This is a genomic window from Campylobacter lanienae NCTC 13004 (assembly GCF_002139935.1).
Classification (GTDB): Bacteria; Campylobacterota; Campylobacteria; order Campylobacterales; family Campylobacteraceae; genus Campylobacter; species Campylobacter lanienae.
Window position 1 is genome coordinate 947,277 of sequence record NZ_CP015578.1, and the last position, 15,154, is coordinate 962,430.

At 33.5% G+C, this 15,154-nt stretch carries 16 protein-coding genes and 1 pseudogene; 6 read left to right on the forward strand and 11 right to left on the reverse strand.

Going from position 1 to position 15,154, the window contains the following annotated elements:
- The first annotated feature begins 8 nt into the window (after positions 1-8).
- From CLAN_RS04840 to CLAN_RS04850, 3 genes are read left to right on the forward strand one after another with little or no spacing between them, the layout of a single operon-like run.
- Entirely contained in the window at positions 9-926 is a 918-nt protein-coding gene (locus tag CLAN_RS04840) for an ABC transporter substrate-binding protein (protein ID WP_100590724.1), read from the forward strand.
- Positions 923-1,657: an ABC transporter permease gene (locus CLAN_RS04845; protein WP_100590725.1), complete on the forward strand. Its 735-nt coding sequence runs from the start codon at positions 923-925 to the stop codon at positions 1,655-1,657. The genes CLAN_RS04840 and CLAN_RS04845 overlap by 4 nt, the downstream gene beginning before the upstream one ends.
- Positions 1,644-2,387: an ABC transporter ATP-binding protein gene (locus CLAN_RS04850; RefSeq protein WP_096017330.1), complete on the forward strand. Its 744-nt coding sequence runs from the start codon at positions 1,644-1,646 to the stop codon at positions 2,385-2,387. Before CLAN_RS04845 ends, CLAN_RS04850 begins: the two co-directional genes overlap by 14 nt.
- Before the next feature lie 23 nt (positions 2,388-2,410).
- On the opposite strand, the gene CLAN_RS04855 is transcribed toward CLAN_RS04850, so the two are convergent.
- The 3 genes and pseudogenes from CLAN_RS04855 to CLAN_RS04870 all read right to left on the reverse strand — a co-directional run bounded on the left by CLAN_RS04855 (position 2,411) and on the right by CLAN_RS04870 (position 5,320).
- Positions 2,411-3,163 (reverse strand): flagellin, encoded by a 753-nt coding sequence (locus tag CLAN_RS04855; RefSeq protein WP_100590726.1) that lies wholly within the window; start codon positions 3,161-3,163, stop codon positions 2,411-2,413.
- Between the two features lie 59 nt (positions 3,164-3,222).
- A pseudogene (locus CLAN_RS04865) lies at positions 3,223-4,772 on the reverse strand (TonB-dependent receptor domain-containing protein).
- An 83-nt stretch (positions 4,773-4,855) separates the two neighbouring features.
- Positions 4,856-5,320, reverse strand: coding sequence for a TonB-dependent receptor plug domain-containing protein (locus CLAN_RS04870; protein WP_147525233.1), 465 nt, complete (start codon positions 5,318-5,320; stop codon positions 4,856-4,858).
- A gap of 162 nt (positions 5,321-5,482) precedes the next feature.
- On the opposite strand from CLAN_RS04870, the gene CLAN_RS04875 reads away from it, so the two are divergent.
- The 3 genes from CLAN_RS04875 to CLAN_RS04885 are packed head-to-tail and all read left to right on the forward strand — an operon-like array spanning position 5,483 to position 8,037.
- On the forward strand, positions 5,483-6,658 hold the full coding sequence (locus CLAN_RS04875) for an ATP-grasp domain-containing protein (RefSeq protein ID WP_167368937.1): 1,176 nt from the start codon (positions 5,483-5,485) through the stop codon (positions 6,656-6,658).
- On the forward strand, positions 6,651-7,328 hold the full coding sequence (locus tag CLAN_RS04880; RefSeq protein WP_100590730.1) for a class I SAM-dependent methyltransferase: 678 nt from the start codon (positions 6,651-6,653) through the stop codon (positions 7,326-7,328). Before CLAN_RS04875 ends, CLAN_RS04880 begins: the two co-directional genes overlap by 8 nt.
- A 22-nt stretch (positions 7,329-7,350) precedes the next feature.
- A complete protein-coding gene (locus tag CLAN_RS04885) occupies positions 7,351-8,037 on the forward strand; it encodes a class I SAM-dependent methyltransferase (protein ID WP_100590731.1) in 687 nt (228 codons plus the stop codon).
- A 4-nt stretch (positions 8,038-8,041) separates the two neighbouring features.
- Here the strand turns inward: CLAN_RS04885 and hisD are convergent, their stop codons facing one another.
- From hisD to CLAN_RS04925, 8 genes are read right to left on the reverse strand one after another with little or no spacing between them, the layout of a single operon-like run.
- Entirely contained in the window at positions 8,042-9,322 is a 1,281-nt protein-coding gene (gene hisD, locus CLAN_RS04890; RefSeq protein ID WP_086224229.1) for a histidinol dehydrogenase, read from the reverse strand.
- A gap of 51 nt (positions 9,323-9,373) precedes the next feature.
- Positions 9,374-10,102 (reverse strand): YaaA family protein, encoded by a 729-nt coding sequence (locus tag CLAN_RS04895; RefSeq protein WP_096027184.1) that lies wholly within the window; start codon positions 10,100-10,102, stop codon positions 9,374-9,376.
- Positions 10,077-10,586 carry an HIT family protein gene (locus CLAN_RS04900; RefSeq protein ID WP_086295864.1) on the reverse strand — a complete coding sequence of 170 codons (510 nt, stop codon included), beginning with the start codon at positions 10,584-10,586 and terminating at the stop codon, positions 10,077-10,079. Before CLAN_RS04900 ends, CLAN_RS04895 begins: the two co-directional genes overlap by 26 nt.
- Positions 10,583-11,356: an indole-3-glycerol phosphate synthase TrpC gene (trpC, locus tag CLAN_RS04905; RefSeq protein WP_086242789.1), complete on the reverse strand. Its 774-nt coding sequence runs from the start codon at positions 11,354-11,356 to the stop codon at positions 10,583-10,585. Before trpC ends, CLAN_RS04900 begins: the two co-directional genes overlap by 4 nt.
- Entirely contained in the window at positions 11,353-12,594 is a 1,242-nt protein-coding gene (locus CLAN_RS04910) for a tetratricopeptide repeat protein (protein ID WP_100590732.1), read from the reverse strand. The genes trpC and CLAN_RS04910 overlap by 4 nt, the downstream gene beginning before the upstream one ends.
- Positions 12,570-12,938: a YkgJ family cysteine cluster protein gene (locus CLAN_RS04915; protein WP_096013662.1), complete on the reverse strand. Its 369-nt coding sequence runs from the start codon at positions 12,936-12,938 to the stop codon at positions 12,570-12,572. The genes CLAN_RS04910 and CLAN_RS04915 overlap by 25 nt, the downstream gene beginning before the upstream one ends.
- Positions 12,938-13,633, reverse strand: coding sequence for a tRNA1(Val) (adenine(37)-N6)-methyltransferase (locus CLAN_RS04920; protein ID WP_096013108.1), 696 nt, complete (start codon positions 13,631-13,633; stop codon positions 12,938-12,940). Before CLAN_RS04920 ends, CLAN_RS04915 begins: the two co-directional genes overlap by 1 nt.
- Positions 13,626-15,152, reverse strand: a complete 1,527-nt coding sequence (locus CLAN_RS04925) for a coiled-coil domain-containing protein (RefSeq protein ID WP_100590733.1) — start codon at positions 15,150-15,152, stop codon at positions 13,626-13,628. Before CLAN_RS04925 ends, CLAN_RS04920 begins: the two co-directional genes overlap by 8 nt.
- Positions 15,153-15,154 lie beyond the last annotated feature (2 nt).

The window sequence follows — 15,154 nt, forward strand, 5'->3', positions numbered from 1 at the left end:
GATAAGATATGAATAGAAGATATGCACTTGGATTTTTAGCTGGTTTTTTGGCTCTTAGTGCGACTAAGAGTGTGGCAAATTCTAAATTTAAAAAAGGTATTAAGATAGGATATCTGCCGATTTGCGATCATTTGATTATAATCGCTAAAGATATCTTTAGTAGTGATGAGTTTGATATTGTTCCTATTAAATTTGCTAATTGGGCGGATTTGAGCGAGGCTCTAAGGGCTAAAGCAGTTGATGGGGCGTTTCTATTAGCTCCGCTTGGGCTTATGCTAAGAGGTAGTGGCGTAGATATCAAAGCCATTATGGCCGCACACAAAAACGGCTCATCTTTGGTGGTAAATAACAGCATTAAGACAATCAATGAATTAGAAGGCAAAAATATAGCAATTCCATCTAGATTTTCTAGCCACTACTATATCTTACACAAGCTTTTAAGCAAGAATAATATAAAAGTAAATTTAGTAGATATGGCACCTACTGAGATGCCTTTTGCCTTGCTAACAAATAGAATTGATGGATATATCGTTGCTGAACCTTTTGGTAAGCTTGGCGTCCAAAGGGGAGCTAGAAATTTGATATTAAGCAAAGATATCACGCCTAATCACATCTGCTGTTTGCTTAATTATTCTAGCGAGTTAGCAAATTCCAAAGTAGCAAATCAGCTAACTAAAGCATTTAAATTAGCAGCAAATTTTATAGAAAAAAACCATAGTGAAGCTGCTATTATAGGATCAAAAATTTTAGCTCAAGATACAGATATTATAAATAAAATAATCGGTGAAAAAATCGTATCATATAGCGATTTAAAGATAAATAAAGAAGATCTAATAAACCTAAAAGAGTTTTTGATATCTCAAAATTTAGCAAATGATGGGCTAAAAAATTTAGATATAGATAGTTATTTAGTGGAGCAAGTATGAAATATATTTATCAAAGTATAGTTTTAGCTTTTGCTATATTAATATGGCATATATTTAGCTCTGAGCTAATTCCATCGCCTATGCAAGTTTTAGACGCATTTAGGCTAATAATAGATAATAATAGCTTACAAATTGGAATTATAGATTCGCTATATAGATATGGTATTGGGCTTATTTTGGGTGTGATTTTTGGTGTTTTTGTTGGCTTTATATTTGGGTTTAATCCCAAATTTGCTAGCGCCTTTGATCCGCTATTTAACCTTTTACGCCCTATTTCGCCTATAGCGTGGGTTCCTATGGTTTTAATAATATTTGGTATTGGCGATTTGCCAACTATATTTATCATAGCTTATTCTGTATTTTTCCCTATGGTTTTGCTCTCTACAAAAGCTATTAGAGATGTTCCAAGTGAGCTAATTATCGTGGCTAAAAACTTTGGCGCATCAAGGTGGCAAATCTTAAAAAGCGTTATATTTCCATCTAGCTTTTTATCTTTGATATCTAGCCTTAAATTAGCTGCAGCTTTGGCATGGATAAATTTAGTTGTTGGCGAGATGCTAGGGGCTCAAACTGGTCTTGGATATATCATCATAGATAGCAGAAATCAGCTTAGAATCGATATCTTAATAGCCACTATCATAACTATCGGTATAATAGGTATGATTATCAATGCTCTATTTGGTTATATAGAAAAAGTAGTATCAAGGAAGTATGGCTATGATAGAAATTAGCAATTTAAAAAAATCTTTTAAGGATATTTGCGTTTTACACGATATAAATTTGCGTGTTGAAAATGGCGAATTTTGTGTTCTTTTAGGAGCTAGTGGGAGTGGCAAAAGCACGATTTTGAAGATATTAAGCTCTCTTGAAAGTTTCGATGGTGGGAGCATTAAATTTGATAATTCTGAGTTCAAAAATCAAATCCCAAGCTCCAAAGATCGCCAAATAATAATGCAACACTACTCACTAATGCCATGGCTAAACGCAGAAGACAATATCAAATTCGCTCTTAAATGCTCTGGGATAAAAGATAAAAATCAGATTGATAAGATATCAAAAAAATATCTTAGCTTAGTTGGACTTGGAAATATATCTAAAAAATATCCCCACTCATTAAGTGGCGGTCAATGCCAAAGAGTAGCGATAGCTAGGGCTTTAGCTCTTGATCCGCAGGTGCTATTTTTAGATGAGCCTTTTAGTGCTTTAGACCCAGTTGTTAGAGCAAATTTACAAACCGAGCTTAAAGAATTAACTAAAAATAAGCAAGTTATATTTGTCACTCATGATATTGATGAGGCTATACTTTTAGGTGATAAGATAGTTATTTTACACAATGGCGAGATAATAAAAGAGATCAAAAATCCTAAATTTACCCCAAATACTCCAAAATATTTTGAGCTAAAATCTATAATATATAAGCTAATTAATGGCGAAATAGAAAATATAGAATATATGATATAAGATAGCCAAAATGGCTATCTTGCTTATCTTAGTAGCGATGAAACTTGTTGAGCTAATAAGCTCATATTGTGAGCAGCCGCCAAAGTCGTGCTATTGAGCTGTAAATTTGCGTTATTTAAATCACTTAAATTTTTTACTACATCGTTATTTTGCAGCTGTGATTCACTAGCTTTGGCTGAATTTGCCGCTGTGATACTAGCATTAATATTACTCAAAAGACCTTGCTGAGTACTACCAATGTCAGCTCTCATAGCATTAACGCTATCTCTAAAAGCAGCTATGCTATCTTGAGAGCTAATATCAATTGAGCTAATATTTGGACTATTTAGCGATATTGTAGTTACAGAGCTACCAGTTTGAAAATTCAGAGTTGAGCCAAAGATATTATTACCATTAAAGCTAGTTGAGTTCAAGGTATCTTGCATAGAGGTTTTGAGCGCTTCGGCTTCGCTTGTGATAGCTGATCTTGCGTTGCTATCCATCGCTAGGCTAGTTGAGCGAATCGAAAGCTCATTCAATCTATCAGCCCCATTTGTTAAATTTTGTAATGCTCCATCAGCGATTTGTAAAACCCCAATTGCGTCATTTGCATTGCTAACGCCTTGAGAGATGGCGTTAGCGTTACTTAAAAGCGCATTAGCGATAACCATATTAGCACTATCACTACCGCTAATAGCACGATTTGCTGAGATATTATCTAAGGCTTTATTAGCACTATTTTGAGCGTTGTTTAAATAGTAATTTTGCATACTATTTGAGTAGTCATTTATTTTCATCTCATACTCCTTTGATTAACTTTTAAGTAAATTTTACTATTAAAGTATTGAAATTTACCTTAAAAATTCGCCCTTACATTTAGCCATATATTTCTACCTGGGATCATTCTTTGATATTGATTTGTGTATGATAATCCCCTAGTGCCTTGGTAAGTTACATAATCTACAAAATTCTCATCAAGCAAGTTATTTATCACAGCACCAATTGTAATGCCATTGCTAAATTTATAATTAGCACCCAAATCCACAACATGCATATCTTTAAAATAATCCCCCACGCCGGAGTTAGCGACATTAGCATTGTCTGTTGGGGTTTTTAGCTTTGCGCTCCATCTAAGGTATGTATCCCAACTTTTGGCTTTATATGAGAGCTTAGTAGATAGATTGTGAAGTGAGATATCATTTAGAGCTTTGCCCTTATCTTGTCCGCTTTTTTCTCTGTTTTAGTATATCCATATGAGAAATCAGCGTAAATTCCCCTTGGGATTATATTTTCAAAAAGCGCCTTAGACTGGATACCTAGCTCAAAGCCTTTTGATATAGCTTTATCGACATTTTCATATATTGAGCAAGTATTCCCACCATAGGCACCACAATTTCCATATCCATTTGGCAATTGCTGACCACTCTCATAAGTTTGAGTTGAGATAGCATCGCTAAATTGTGTATAAAACGCAGTTGCGCTGATATCAGCCCATATCCACTCATATATGGTGCTTATCTCATAGCTTAGGGTTCTTTCTACATCTAATCCATTATTGCCGTATTGATCTGCAGTGTCACGAGAGCTATAATACCCATCATATCTATTACCTAAATCTGGCGCTTTAAGACCGCTACTAATACCAAATTTAAATGTCAAATCTTGAGTTGGATATAAATTTAGATAAAATCTTGGGTTAAAAAATGTCCCATAAGTCTCTATGTGATTTACCCTACCACCTAAAGTAGAGCTAATATACTCGTTAAATAGATATTCACCCTCAGCATATCCGGCAATTGTATATTGATCGGCGCTATAATTTGTTTGATGATTATCTAAGCTTTCAAATGATAAATATGGACCAAAATTCAAAATCAATGAGCCATAAGAGCCATAATCAAAATCTAGCATATTTTGATTACTAAAAATTAGATTATCATATTTTACCCTATTTGCTCTGTTTTTCTCACCCTTTTCATCGCCGACATTTGCTATTATGTGTGGTATTCTTTCTGTTAGGGCGTATTGGATATATGAGTTTGTCTTACCCCATGAGTATTCACCGCTATGCCCGATTGAGTTATCGTATTTGTGATACTCTCTTACTCCTGTTATTTGAGAGCTACTAGTATTTAGCGTCCCTAAGCGTTGGAATCCATATTCGCTATCTAAATATACTGAATTTGCCCCATCAATATCATAATTGATCTTACCACCTAATGAGTAATTTACATACGCAGTTGGACTGTGAGAGGTGTATGGGTTGTTACTACCGTCGGGATATGTATATCCTGGGATATCTTTTTTAAGGAATTCATTTTTATCACTATCATAATACTTCCCGCGCAAACTAAGAGTAATGCCATTGCCAAGCGGAGCAAATACATTGCCATTTAATCCATACATATTACCCCAAGTATCGTGGTGCTCTTGGAGTCTTGACTCTAAAGAGATTGTCGCTGATGCTTTATCGGCGCTTTTTTTAGTAATTATATTGTGATAACCCCACCCATCGCATCTGAACCATATATGAGCGATGCTGGGCCACGGATTATCTCAACTTTTTCTATCATAGAAACCGGAGGCAAAAATCCGCTAGTAGAGTCAAATCCATTACCATCAAAGGCCGCATCCATATTGATTCGTTTGCCATCTACTAATATCAGGGTATATTTACTAGCCATACCACGCATTTTTATAGCTGAAGAGCCGGTTTTGCTAATCTCGGTGCTAACTCCTGGGACATCTTGGACGATATCACCTAGGTCTCTTATGGGGCGATTTTGAATTTCATCGCCATCGATAATGCTAATTGTCGCTGGGGCGTCTTTGATACTTTGAGCAAATCCGCTCGCTGAAACAACAGATTTATCTAATACCGCACTCTCATTAGCATTAGATAGACTAAGACCTAAAGCAGTAGCAGCAGCTACTGAAAAAAATCTATTGAACATAAATTTATCCTTGATAATGATTATTAAAAACAGAATTGTAGCAAATAAAATATTAAAGTTATTTAAATTTTGATAATTATTACTAATATTATAAATAATATAAGAATAATCTAAATTTAACCGATTTTTGCTATAATTTCGCAAAAATCCAAAAGGCAAAATTTGAATATCCAAAATAAAATCGCCCTAGTAATCGGAGCTAGTATTGAGAGCTTGATAGCTATAAGATACGCTAAAAATCTTGGCTTAAAGGTTGTGGCATTTGATGGAGATGAAAGTGCCTTAGGGTTAAAAGAAGCCGATATTTCATATATAGTTGATATCACAAAACCAGAGCTTATAATCTCTAAATTAAAAAGAGATGGACTAACTCCAAGCTTAATTTTACCTGTGCCTATCGGGCGATCTATTGTTAGTATAGGTGCTTTAAATGAGTATTATCATTTAGATGGTTTTGGCTATAAAATCGCTGATATTTGCTCTGATAAGCTCAAATTTGCTAGTGCTTTAGTAGATAATGGGGGGGGGTTAGGCTCTTTAAGAGATATAAAATTTGATATATTTGATCCAAATTTAAATCACAATAAGCTTAAATTTCCACTAATAATCAAGCCAAGATTTGGCAGTGGTAGCAAAGATACGATGGTTATTTCTAATCTTGATGAGCTTAAAAATATCGCTAAAAATATTAAATTTACTAAAATGGATTTTTTAATCGAAGAGTTTATAGATGGCTTAGAGTATGGGATTGACGCTGTTATTATCAATGGCGAATTTCATCATATCTTATCAAGACAAAAGCTATTAACCCCACTCCCATATAGACAAGCTATAGGGTATATTAGCATAGATGAAATACCATCCATTAGTAGCTATATCCAAAAGGTTATAACCAAATTAAATATAGATAATTGTTTATTACACGCTGATATAATAATCAAAGATAATAGAGCATTTATCATAGAGCTATCTACTCGCCCAAGCGGGCATTATCTAAGTAAATTTATAGAGATTACAACTGGGATAAATCCTACAAAAGAGTGGATAAATAAAAGCCTAAATCTACCATATAACTTCAAACCAAAATTTAGAAAAAATACAATAATACGCTATTTTGATTTTGAAGGCGACTGGATAGCGGCCGATTTTGACTTGCTTAAAGATAGCTTAGGGATTGTAGATTATAGGTGCGAAATTAATTCGACACTACCAAAAGTTATAGATGGCTCTACCATAATGGATAGAGGCTATGCGATAATACAAACCAACTCAAAGGAGCAATCACTCATAAACACACAAAAATTAATATCAAATTTTAAAAGGAAAATAGATGGATGAGATAATAAAAGCTCAAGAGCACTCATATAAATTATGGGAACAACATATATCTAACTCAATGCTACTATACCCAAATGAGTATTTGACTCGCTATATCTATGCTAATAAAAGAGATTTTAATAGTATATTGGATTTTGGCTGCGGTGATGGAAGGCACTTAGAGATGATAGCTAGGGCTGGACTAGAGCATATAATTGGCGTAGATTATAACCGTTCAGTGCTAGATATAGCTCAGCAAAGATGTCAAAAATATAATATCAAATGCGAGTTATATCAAAATAATCAAAACAAAAAATTAAACGAGCTAATAAAAGATGAGTTAGATTGCGTAGTTTGCTGGGGGATAACCCTTACTAATGCTTATTATATGACAAGTGAGATTTTTAAACAATTTGCTAAAATATTAAAGCCAAATGGCAAGGTGATAGCTAATTGGAGAGCACAAGATGACTCACTATATGGCGATGGCAAAGAGATAGCTAAAGATACATTTATAATTGAGCGTGATAGCCATAAAGGAATGCTATATTATATCCCAAATTTAGATGATATAAAAGAGATTTATAGGGGTGTGAATTTAGAGATTATAAGCATAGATAGCGAGAGATTTACTACTGATAATGGCAAGATTATAAACTCATGGCATATCATAGAAGCCAAAAAAATTTAAACTAAAATTTAAAAGGAATTTAATGAAAAATAGCGTAAATGATTATAAAGAGCATTTTGATTTTTGGGAAGATTTGATATTAAGCGGAGATAGAATTTATCCTAGTGAGTTTGTTGTGCGATTTGCTTTTAAGAATAAATTTAAAAGCGTGCTTGATTTTGGCTGTGCTAATGGTAGGCATTTAGAGTGTTTTAGCAAGGCTGGTGCTACTAGATTAATAGGCATTGACCTAAATCAAAAGCCACTTAATCTAGCCAAAAGTAGATTAGAGCCGATCATAAATAGCCGTGGCGCCACACTAGAGCTATATAGTAATAAAAATAGAGATATTAATGAAATTTTAAAAGATATTAGAGTTGATGCGATACTTCTTTGGGAGATAGCATATTTATATACACCAAATATAGTTTTAAATCTTTTAAACTCACTCAAATCTCATCTAAATCCAAATGGCAAAATGCTTATAAATTTCATTAGCAAAGATGATAGCTTAAAAATCGACGCAAAGCCTTTAGGCGAAAATATTTATGAGATTACAGAGCCAACTCATAGGGGGTTGATTTTTACATTTTATGATTTAGATATGATTACAGAGCTTATGAAAAAGGCTGGTTTAAAAATAATATCTATAGAAAAAAACCACTTTTGGCTAGATGGTGGCGCTATCAAGCATGACTATATCAATATCCAAGCCACGCATGATAGCTAAAAATTTAAACCCTAAACTCCACAGAAAGCTTATGAGCCTCTAGCCCCTCAGCATCAGCTAGAGCCATACAAGCCTTGCTAAGCTCATCAATTGCTCTTTTGTTCATCGAAATTATAGAGCTTTTTTTGATGAAATTACTCACGCTTAAAGGTGAGAAAAATCTAGCGCTACCACCTGTTGGTAGCGTGTGATTTGGCCCAGCTAGATAGTCTCCTATCGCTTCAGGAGTATAATGGCCTAAAAATATCGCCCCAGCGTGCTTGATGCGTGGTAGATACTCATACGCATTATCACACGCTATCTCTAAATGCTCCACAGCCAACTCATTCATCAATTCCACACACTCATCCATATCACGAGCGACGATTATAGCAGCTTTATTATCTATACTTGCTTTGGCTATCTCATATCTTTTTAAATTTGGCAATAATCTTTGAATTTCACTATTAACCTTAGTGGCAAACTCATCACTAAAAGTAATTAAAAAGCTACTAGCTATCTCATCGTGTTCAGCTTGGCTTAATAGATCGATAGCTATATGAGTAGGATTAGCACTCTCATCAGCTATCACGCCTATTTCGCTTGGGCCTGCTATCATATCTATATTGACATCACCATAAACCATCTTTTTAGCCGTTGCGACAAAGATATTACCAGGACCAGTAATTACATCAACTTTTTTAATACTCTTAGTCCCATACGCCATAGCCGCTATAGCACTAGCGCCACCTACTTTATAGGCATTTTTGATACCTAAAAGATGCATAGCACCAAGCAATAAAGAATTAACCACACCACCAACAGCGGGAGTACAAACCACTATATCCTTCACCCCTGCTACTATAGCTGGGACTGCATTCATAATCAATGAGCTAGGATATGCGGCTTTGCCACCTGGGATATATAGCCCTGCTCTATCTACGGGCGTTACCTTTTGACCTAAGAGCGCACCGCTAGGCTCAAAGTCTATCCATGACTTTTCTACCTGTTTTTCGTGGTAAGATTTTATCCTTTTATATGCTACTTCTAAGGCGTTTTTAAGCTCACTATCTAAAGCTTCATAAGCACTTTTCATCTCATCAGTGCTTATAGCTAGATTATCTTTTACTTCCCACTTATCAAATTTAGCTATTTGGGCTTTTAATGCCTCATCGCCATGGGCTTTAATCTCATTTATAATACCATTTACAATTGGCATTACGCTTTGTATATCCATATTTGAGCGATTGACTAATGAGTTAAACTCATCTTTAAAATTTGCTTGATTGCTATATAAAATTTTCATAAACATCTCCTTGAATTCACAAAATTATACTCTATTTTAAACAACTTAATCTTAATCACCATTAATTTCAAAAATTAACTCGATTTTTAATTTTGTCTTTATAATATTTAATAAATTTAAATTTGGAAATTTAATCTCCATCAACTCATCAAAACTCTTAGCCCCATTTAACGCCAAATAACGCAAAATAATCCCCCGATAATGCTTAGCAAAGTGGCTGATAGCTCTACCATTTTTTAGGAATTTCATAGTTGTATATGGGGATTTAATAGAGTAGAATTTATCATAATATCCAGCCCTAAGATCTAATATCTCATCGCCACCCAATAACTCATCTAAAGCGGTATTAAGCCTAGTTTTATAATACTTCACACTATCTATATCACCTATCATTTGACCTTGTTTAAGCTTATAAAATCTAACATAATCCCCAGCCCTTAACACCCCATAAAGATTAGAAAATATCAATAAATTCTCATCAATATATCTAGCTGATTTTTCATCTAAACTTGGATAATCCAAAGCATCATACGCCACGCCATCATACAAAAGCACAGCCTTGTGATAGAGATTTTGGGCTGATAAATTCGCTATTTTATCAATCTCTTTAGACTCTTTAATCCCAAAAATCTCGCTTAAAGCTCTCTCATCTTTGCTATTTAAAATTTCATAATATCTATTTAAAATTTCATCTCTATCACAATTTATAGCTATCAAAGCCGATTTAAGCGGATTTAGTGTTGGCTTTTTGCTCTCACTTGGCGAAAATAGTATTTTCACAACTTAGCCTTTGAAATTCATCTTTTAAGCTCTTAAATTGCTCCATAAACGGAACTCCATGAACTCTAGTATATCCTATAGTTGTAATGAAATTTGTATCTCTTTGCCATCTTGGGACAAGATGATAGTGTATATGCTCAGCTATCCCAGCGCCAGCTGCTGCGCCTAAATTCATACCGATATTGACTCCATTAGCATTTAAAACTCTCTTTAATACATCTACACCGATTTGGACTATTTGACTCATCTCTAACCAAATTTGAGTATCTAAACTCTCAATACTATCTATATGCTCATATGGAATTACCATAAATTCGCCCAAGGTATATGGATATCTATTCATCAAACCAAAGCAATTTTTAGCCCTAAATAGCATAAAATTCTCACTATCTCTATTCTCATTAGCAATCTTACAAAAGACACATTCACAATCCTTTGGCCTAGAAAAATACTCCGCTCTCCACGGCGCAAACTCATCTATCATTTAACACCCCTTATATCCATTACCGCTTGGTATATATCATCTTGACGCATAAAATGCTCACCTATCAAAAATCCCCTAATGCCATTTTGATTTAAGCTCAAAATCTGATTATATGAGTATAATCCACTCTCAGCTACCACCACTCTATCTGATGGTATAAGCTCTTTTAATTTTAAGCTAAGCTCCATATCCATATCAAAGGTTTTTAAATTTCTATGATTTATCCCTATAAGTTTAGCATTAGTTTGTAAAGCTTTTTCTAAATCTTCTTCATCGTGAATTTCCATTAATACGGTTAAATTTAACTCATTAGCATAATTTGATAACTCTATTAAGCTCTTTGTATCTAAGGCCTTCGCAATTAGCAAAATCATATCCGCACCATAAATTCTAGCTTGAGCAATCTGATATCTATCTATGATAAAATCCTTTCTAAGCAAAGGCAAATTCACAAATCTACGCACCAATCCCAAATACTCAATACTACCTAAAAAATAGTGTGGCTCACATAAAACACTTATCGCCCACGCTCCGGCTCTTTCATACTCCAAAGCTATTTGCAGTGGATCAAAATCATCCCTTATAACTCCCTTGCTAGGACTTGCCTTTTTAACTTCAGCTATGATATTTATCCCATCTTTAAGGCTTTTAAGCGGATCAAGTGGGCTGCGTGAGTAGCTTAGGGCTTTTTGTAATATATTAAATGGTAGCTTCTGTTTTTGCTTCTCAAGATCAAATTTGGTTCTATCAATAATCTTATTTAATATCATTTTTTGCCTTTTATACACTTTGTAATCTTATTATAATGAGATTTGAATTCATCCTGCTTCAAATACTCTGCGCCGATTTTTTCTATCCAATCAATAGCCATATCGCACTTTTTAAGCTTATAATATCCCCAAGCTATTGAGTCTATGATATAAGCTGATTTAGGATCTATCTCATAAGCTTTTAATACAAGCTCTAACCCCTTAGCAATATCGATATCATGGTCAATTAGCAAATAACCATAATAGTTATAAAAGACAGGATTTTCAAGCTTATAAACAGACTCTTCAAATAATTTAATGATAAGATCTATCTCTTTTGTTTTGCTAAATTCATACTTATATATCGCCATTTTGGCTTTATACTCTATATTTTTTGTAAGCTCAAATAGCCTTAAACTAATATCATAAGCCTCCTTATACTCACCAAGCTGGATATAGACTTGAGCTAGTAAATCATCATTAAAATCATATTTTTTAAGTAGCTCCCTAGCCCCCTTATAATCCTCTTTATAAAACAACACATCAAGGGCGCTAACTAGGTATTGAGTAGATTCATTTTCTAAATATAATTTCTCATATATCCTAATCATATTATCAAAATCAGCCAAATTTGAGTATAAATCCAACAACAGATAACAAGCCTTATTAGCACAACCATTTTTCAAAACCCAATCATTTGCTATACTAATCGCACTCTTGCTATCGCCTAAAAAGTTATTAAATATAGTAGCGACTCGTATCATATTATCTTCGCTTTGGTCTATCTCATAGGCTTTTTTATATAGCTCGATTGATTTTTTTTGGTTATCTTCAAAGGCATATATACTAGCTAACAATATATAATTTTGGCTACTTTTATCCATTTTTATTAGTTTTAAAGCCAGTTTTTTGGCCTCTTCAAGCTCATAAATCGATAGAGCATAATCTATCTTTAATCTTATAATCTCATTTTCATCGCCTTTTAACTCGCCTATTATTTTATAAAGCGAATTTGACCTTGAGATTAGAGCTAGCTTTGCAGCTTCATTTAAAAAGGCGCTATTAGCACTCTTTTGATAAAGGGTATAAAATATCTCACTAGCCTTAGCAACCTCGCCATCTTCTACCATTAAATAGGCATTGATTATCTCTAAATCACTATCAAATTTAACATCACTCACCGGGCTTAAATTTTGAACCATACCGCCACAGCCACATAAGAAAAAGCTCAAAGCTACAACTGCTTTACGCCAATACATTCTCTCTCCAGCTCTTTAAAATTTCTCTTAAAATGTTCCCAAAATGGAAAGCTTCTACACTGATTTGGCCTATACTCATATATTGAGCAATTCTTATTTTTCTCATCGAAAAATATACAAGCAAAACCGCCCTTATATGGCTTTTCTTTGATACTATATCTATTGCCAAATTTATCTAAAAATATCTCTTTAATCAGCTCAGTTTTATACCCCAAATACTCACCCAAACTTCTAATCTCATCTTCACTAATCCATATATACCCACTCTCGCCAACACAGCACTTTCCACCGCACTCATCGCATTTGCTAGAGTCAAACTCATAATTAAACCCATCTTGCCTTATCACTTATAAACCTTACTTAAAGTATTTGCTCTTTTAAAAATCTCTTTTGTCTCTATGCTAAATTCATCTTTATCAAAAACCACCAAAGGTGGTAAAATCTCGCACATAGATTTACTACTCTTTTTGGCCTCTATCAATACAATTTTAGCATTTTGATTGATTTTAGGATATACAAATTTCATCTTAGTTAAATTAAGCTTAAATTTATCAAACAAAACCAAAATATCTCTAATCTGTTTCGCATCATAACAAAAATACAAAACCCCTTTTGGCTTTAAATTGCGATTACAACTAGCCAAAAACTGCTCTAAGCTAAGCGAATTTGAGTATCTAGATTTTGCTATATGAGAGTTTGGACTCTTAATCACATTTGAGTGGTAAAATGGTGGATTAGAGATGATAAAATCAAATTTAATTTCACTTCTAAACTCAGCAAAATCCCCAATCATAAAATTCCCCAAAATACTATTTACTCTAGAATTATGCTTGCTAATCTCTATATTTAATGGTTCAATATCAATCCCATTCAATCTTACACCATTATCACGAGCCACCAAAAGACCCAAAACCCCACATCCGCACCCAACATCTAAAATCTCACCCCTAATCCTATCCGTGATAAAATCATACAAAAAGAGAGTATCGCTATTATATCTATACCCATTTTCAAGCTGATAAAGCTCAAGCTCACCCATTGCTATCTCTATTAATCTCTTGAGTTTTGATATTTTTTATCATCTCTTCATAATATTTTTTTTGGTTTTCTAGCTCTTTTATGTAGGTTTTTTGGGTTGATTCTATTTTATCTTTGGCGCTTTGGATTATGGTGAATATCTTTGAGTTTAGCTCACGATTTTTGATCTCTAAGTCTGTGATTTTGGAGTTTAATAGCTCATAATTAGCCAATTTTTTGCTATTATTCATATCGCTTTTTAGGCTTAGAATTTGAGATTTTAGCTCTTTTATCTCTATATCTTTATCTCTTGAAATTTTTTCTAAATTATTAATTTTTTGTATGCTTTTATTAGCATCAATAGCGTTAAATTCAACTCTTTTTCTTAAATCCAAGATAGAGTCTTGATACTCTTTTTCTTTGGATTTAATCTCTTTTTTATGCTCTATTTCTTGATTGATTAGCTTAGCATTTAGCCCAGCTACTATCATATTTAGATCTTTTAGGCTATTTTCATACTCATTTTTTAGCTTTTTTTCTTTTGCCTCTTGAGTTTTTTTGTAGTTATTTGAAATTTGATTTTCAATATTTTTTAGCTCTTCATCTCTTTGATTATTCAAATTTTTTATAGTTAAATTTAGCTTTTTTATCTGATCATTTTTGTCATTTATCTCAGCAAAATACTCATTTCTTTGTCTATCAAGCTCGGATTTTAGCTCATCTACTGCTTTGGCATTTTGATTTTGTAGCTCTATTAGAGCTGCTGTTTGGGAGTGCATAAGCCTATTTAGCTCATCGCTTTTGCTATTTATCTGACTTTTTAAAGACTCAATCTCTTTATCTTTAGCAATGATACTCTTATTTAGCTCGGTGTTGGATTTAGAATTTTGAGCTTTTAGGGCATTTATCTCATCATTTAATTTTTTATTGCTATTTTGTAGAGCTAAATTCTCTTCTCTCTCTTTTATAGCGCTATTTTTGATCTGCTCTTGAGCTGAAATTTTAGATCTTTCTAGCTCGCCTTTTAATTTATCGATATTATTTTCTAAATCAACTATCTTTTGTTCATATCTTTTGATACTCTCTACGCTATCTACTTGGAGTTCATTGATCTTTTTAGTTAGCTCTGATACATTTTCATAATGTTGCTCTTGTGATGATTTGATCGCTTCGTTGTATGCGTTTTGGGCATTTTTGTCAGCATTTAATAGGGCTATTTTTTGGCTCTCTATCTCTTTGGCTAATTCCAAATTTTGCCTAATTAGCTGGGCATTATCACTAAGCAACACCCTATTATCATTTATGGCGATTTCTAAATTTTGCTTAATCATCTCTGGGTCATTTGGTATTTGTAGTATATCACTTTGGATATCATTGCCACGAATTTCTAGCCACGAAAAGTAGTCCCACAAAGCTTCATATTTTGATTTTAAGATATATTTATCTCTTTCGCTAGAATTCAAATCATCAAAGCTAACTACCCTATCATCGCTACAACCAATTAGCAACGCACCAAACAACAAATACCAAATTTTAACCACAA

What these genes read in the sequence shown, in the direction of transcription:
- CLAN_RS04840 (WP_100590724.1), top strand. Translation starts at nt 9, where the DNA reads ATGAATAGAAGATATGCACTTGGATTTTTAGCTGGTTTTTTGGCTCTT.
- CLAN_RS04845 (WP_100590725.1), top strand. Translation starts at nt 923, where the DNA reads ATGAAATATATTTATCAAAGTATAGTTTTAGCTTTTGCTATATTAATA.
- CLAN_RS04850 (WP_096017330.1), top strand. Translation starts at nt 1,644, where the DNA reads ATGATAGAAATTAGCAATTTAAAAAAATCTTTTAAGGATATTTGCGTT.
- CLAN_RS04855 (WP_100590726.1), bottom strand. Translation starts at nt 3,163, where the DNA reads ATGAAAATAAATGACTACTCAAATAGTATGCAAAATTACTATTTAAAC.
- CLAN_RS04870 (WP_147525233.1), bottom strand. Translation starts at nt 5,320, where the DNA reads ATGTTCAATAGATTTTTTTCAGTAGCTGCTGCTACTGCTTTAGGTCTT.
- CLAN_RS04880 (WP_100590730.1), top strand. Translation starts at nt 6,651, where the DNA reads ATGGATGAGATAATAAAAGCTCAAGAGCACTCATATAAATTATGGGAA.
- CLAN_RS04885 (WP_100590731.1), top strand. Translation starts at nt 7,351, where the DNA reads ATGAAAAATAGCGTAAATGATTATAAAGAGCATTTTGATTTTTGGGAA.
- hisD (WP_086224229.1), bottom strand. Translation starts at nt 9,322, where the DNA reads ATGAAAATTTTATATAGCAATCAAGCAAATTTTAAAGATGAGTTTAAC.
- CLAN_RS04900 (WP_086295864.1), bottom strand. Translation starts at nt 10,586, where the DNA reads ATGATAGATGAGTTTGCGCCGTGGAGAGCGGAGTATTTTTCTAGGCCA.
- trpC (WP_086242789.1), bottom strand. Translation starts at nt 11,356, where the DNA reads ATGATATTAAATAAGATTATTGATAGAACCAAATTTGATCTTGAGAAG.
- CLAN_RS04910 (WP_100590732.1), bottom strand. Translation starts at nt 12,594, where the DNA reads ATGTATTGGCGTAAAGCAGTTGTAGCTTTGAGCTTTTTCTTATGTGGC.
- CLAN_RS04920 (WP_096013108.1), bottom strand. Translation starts at nt 13,633, where the DNA reads ATGGGTGAGCTTGAGCTTTATCAGCTTGAAAATGGGTATAGATATAAT.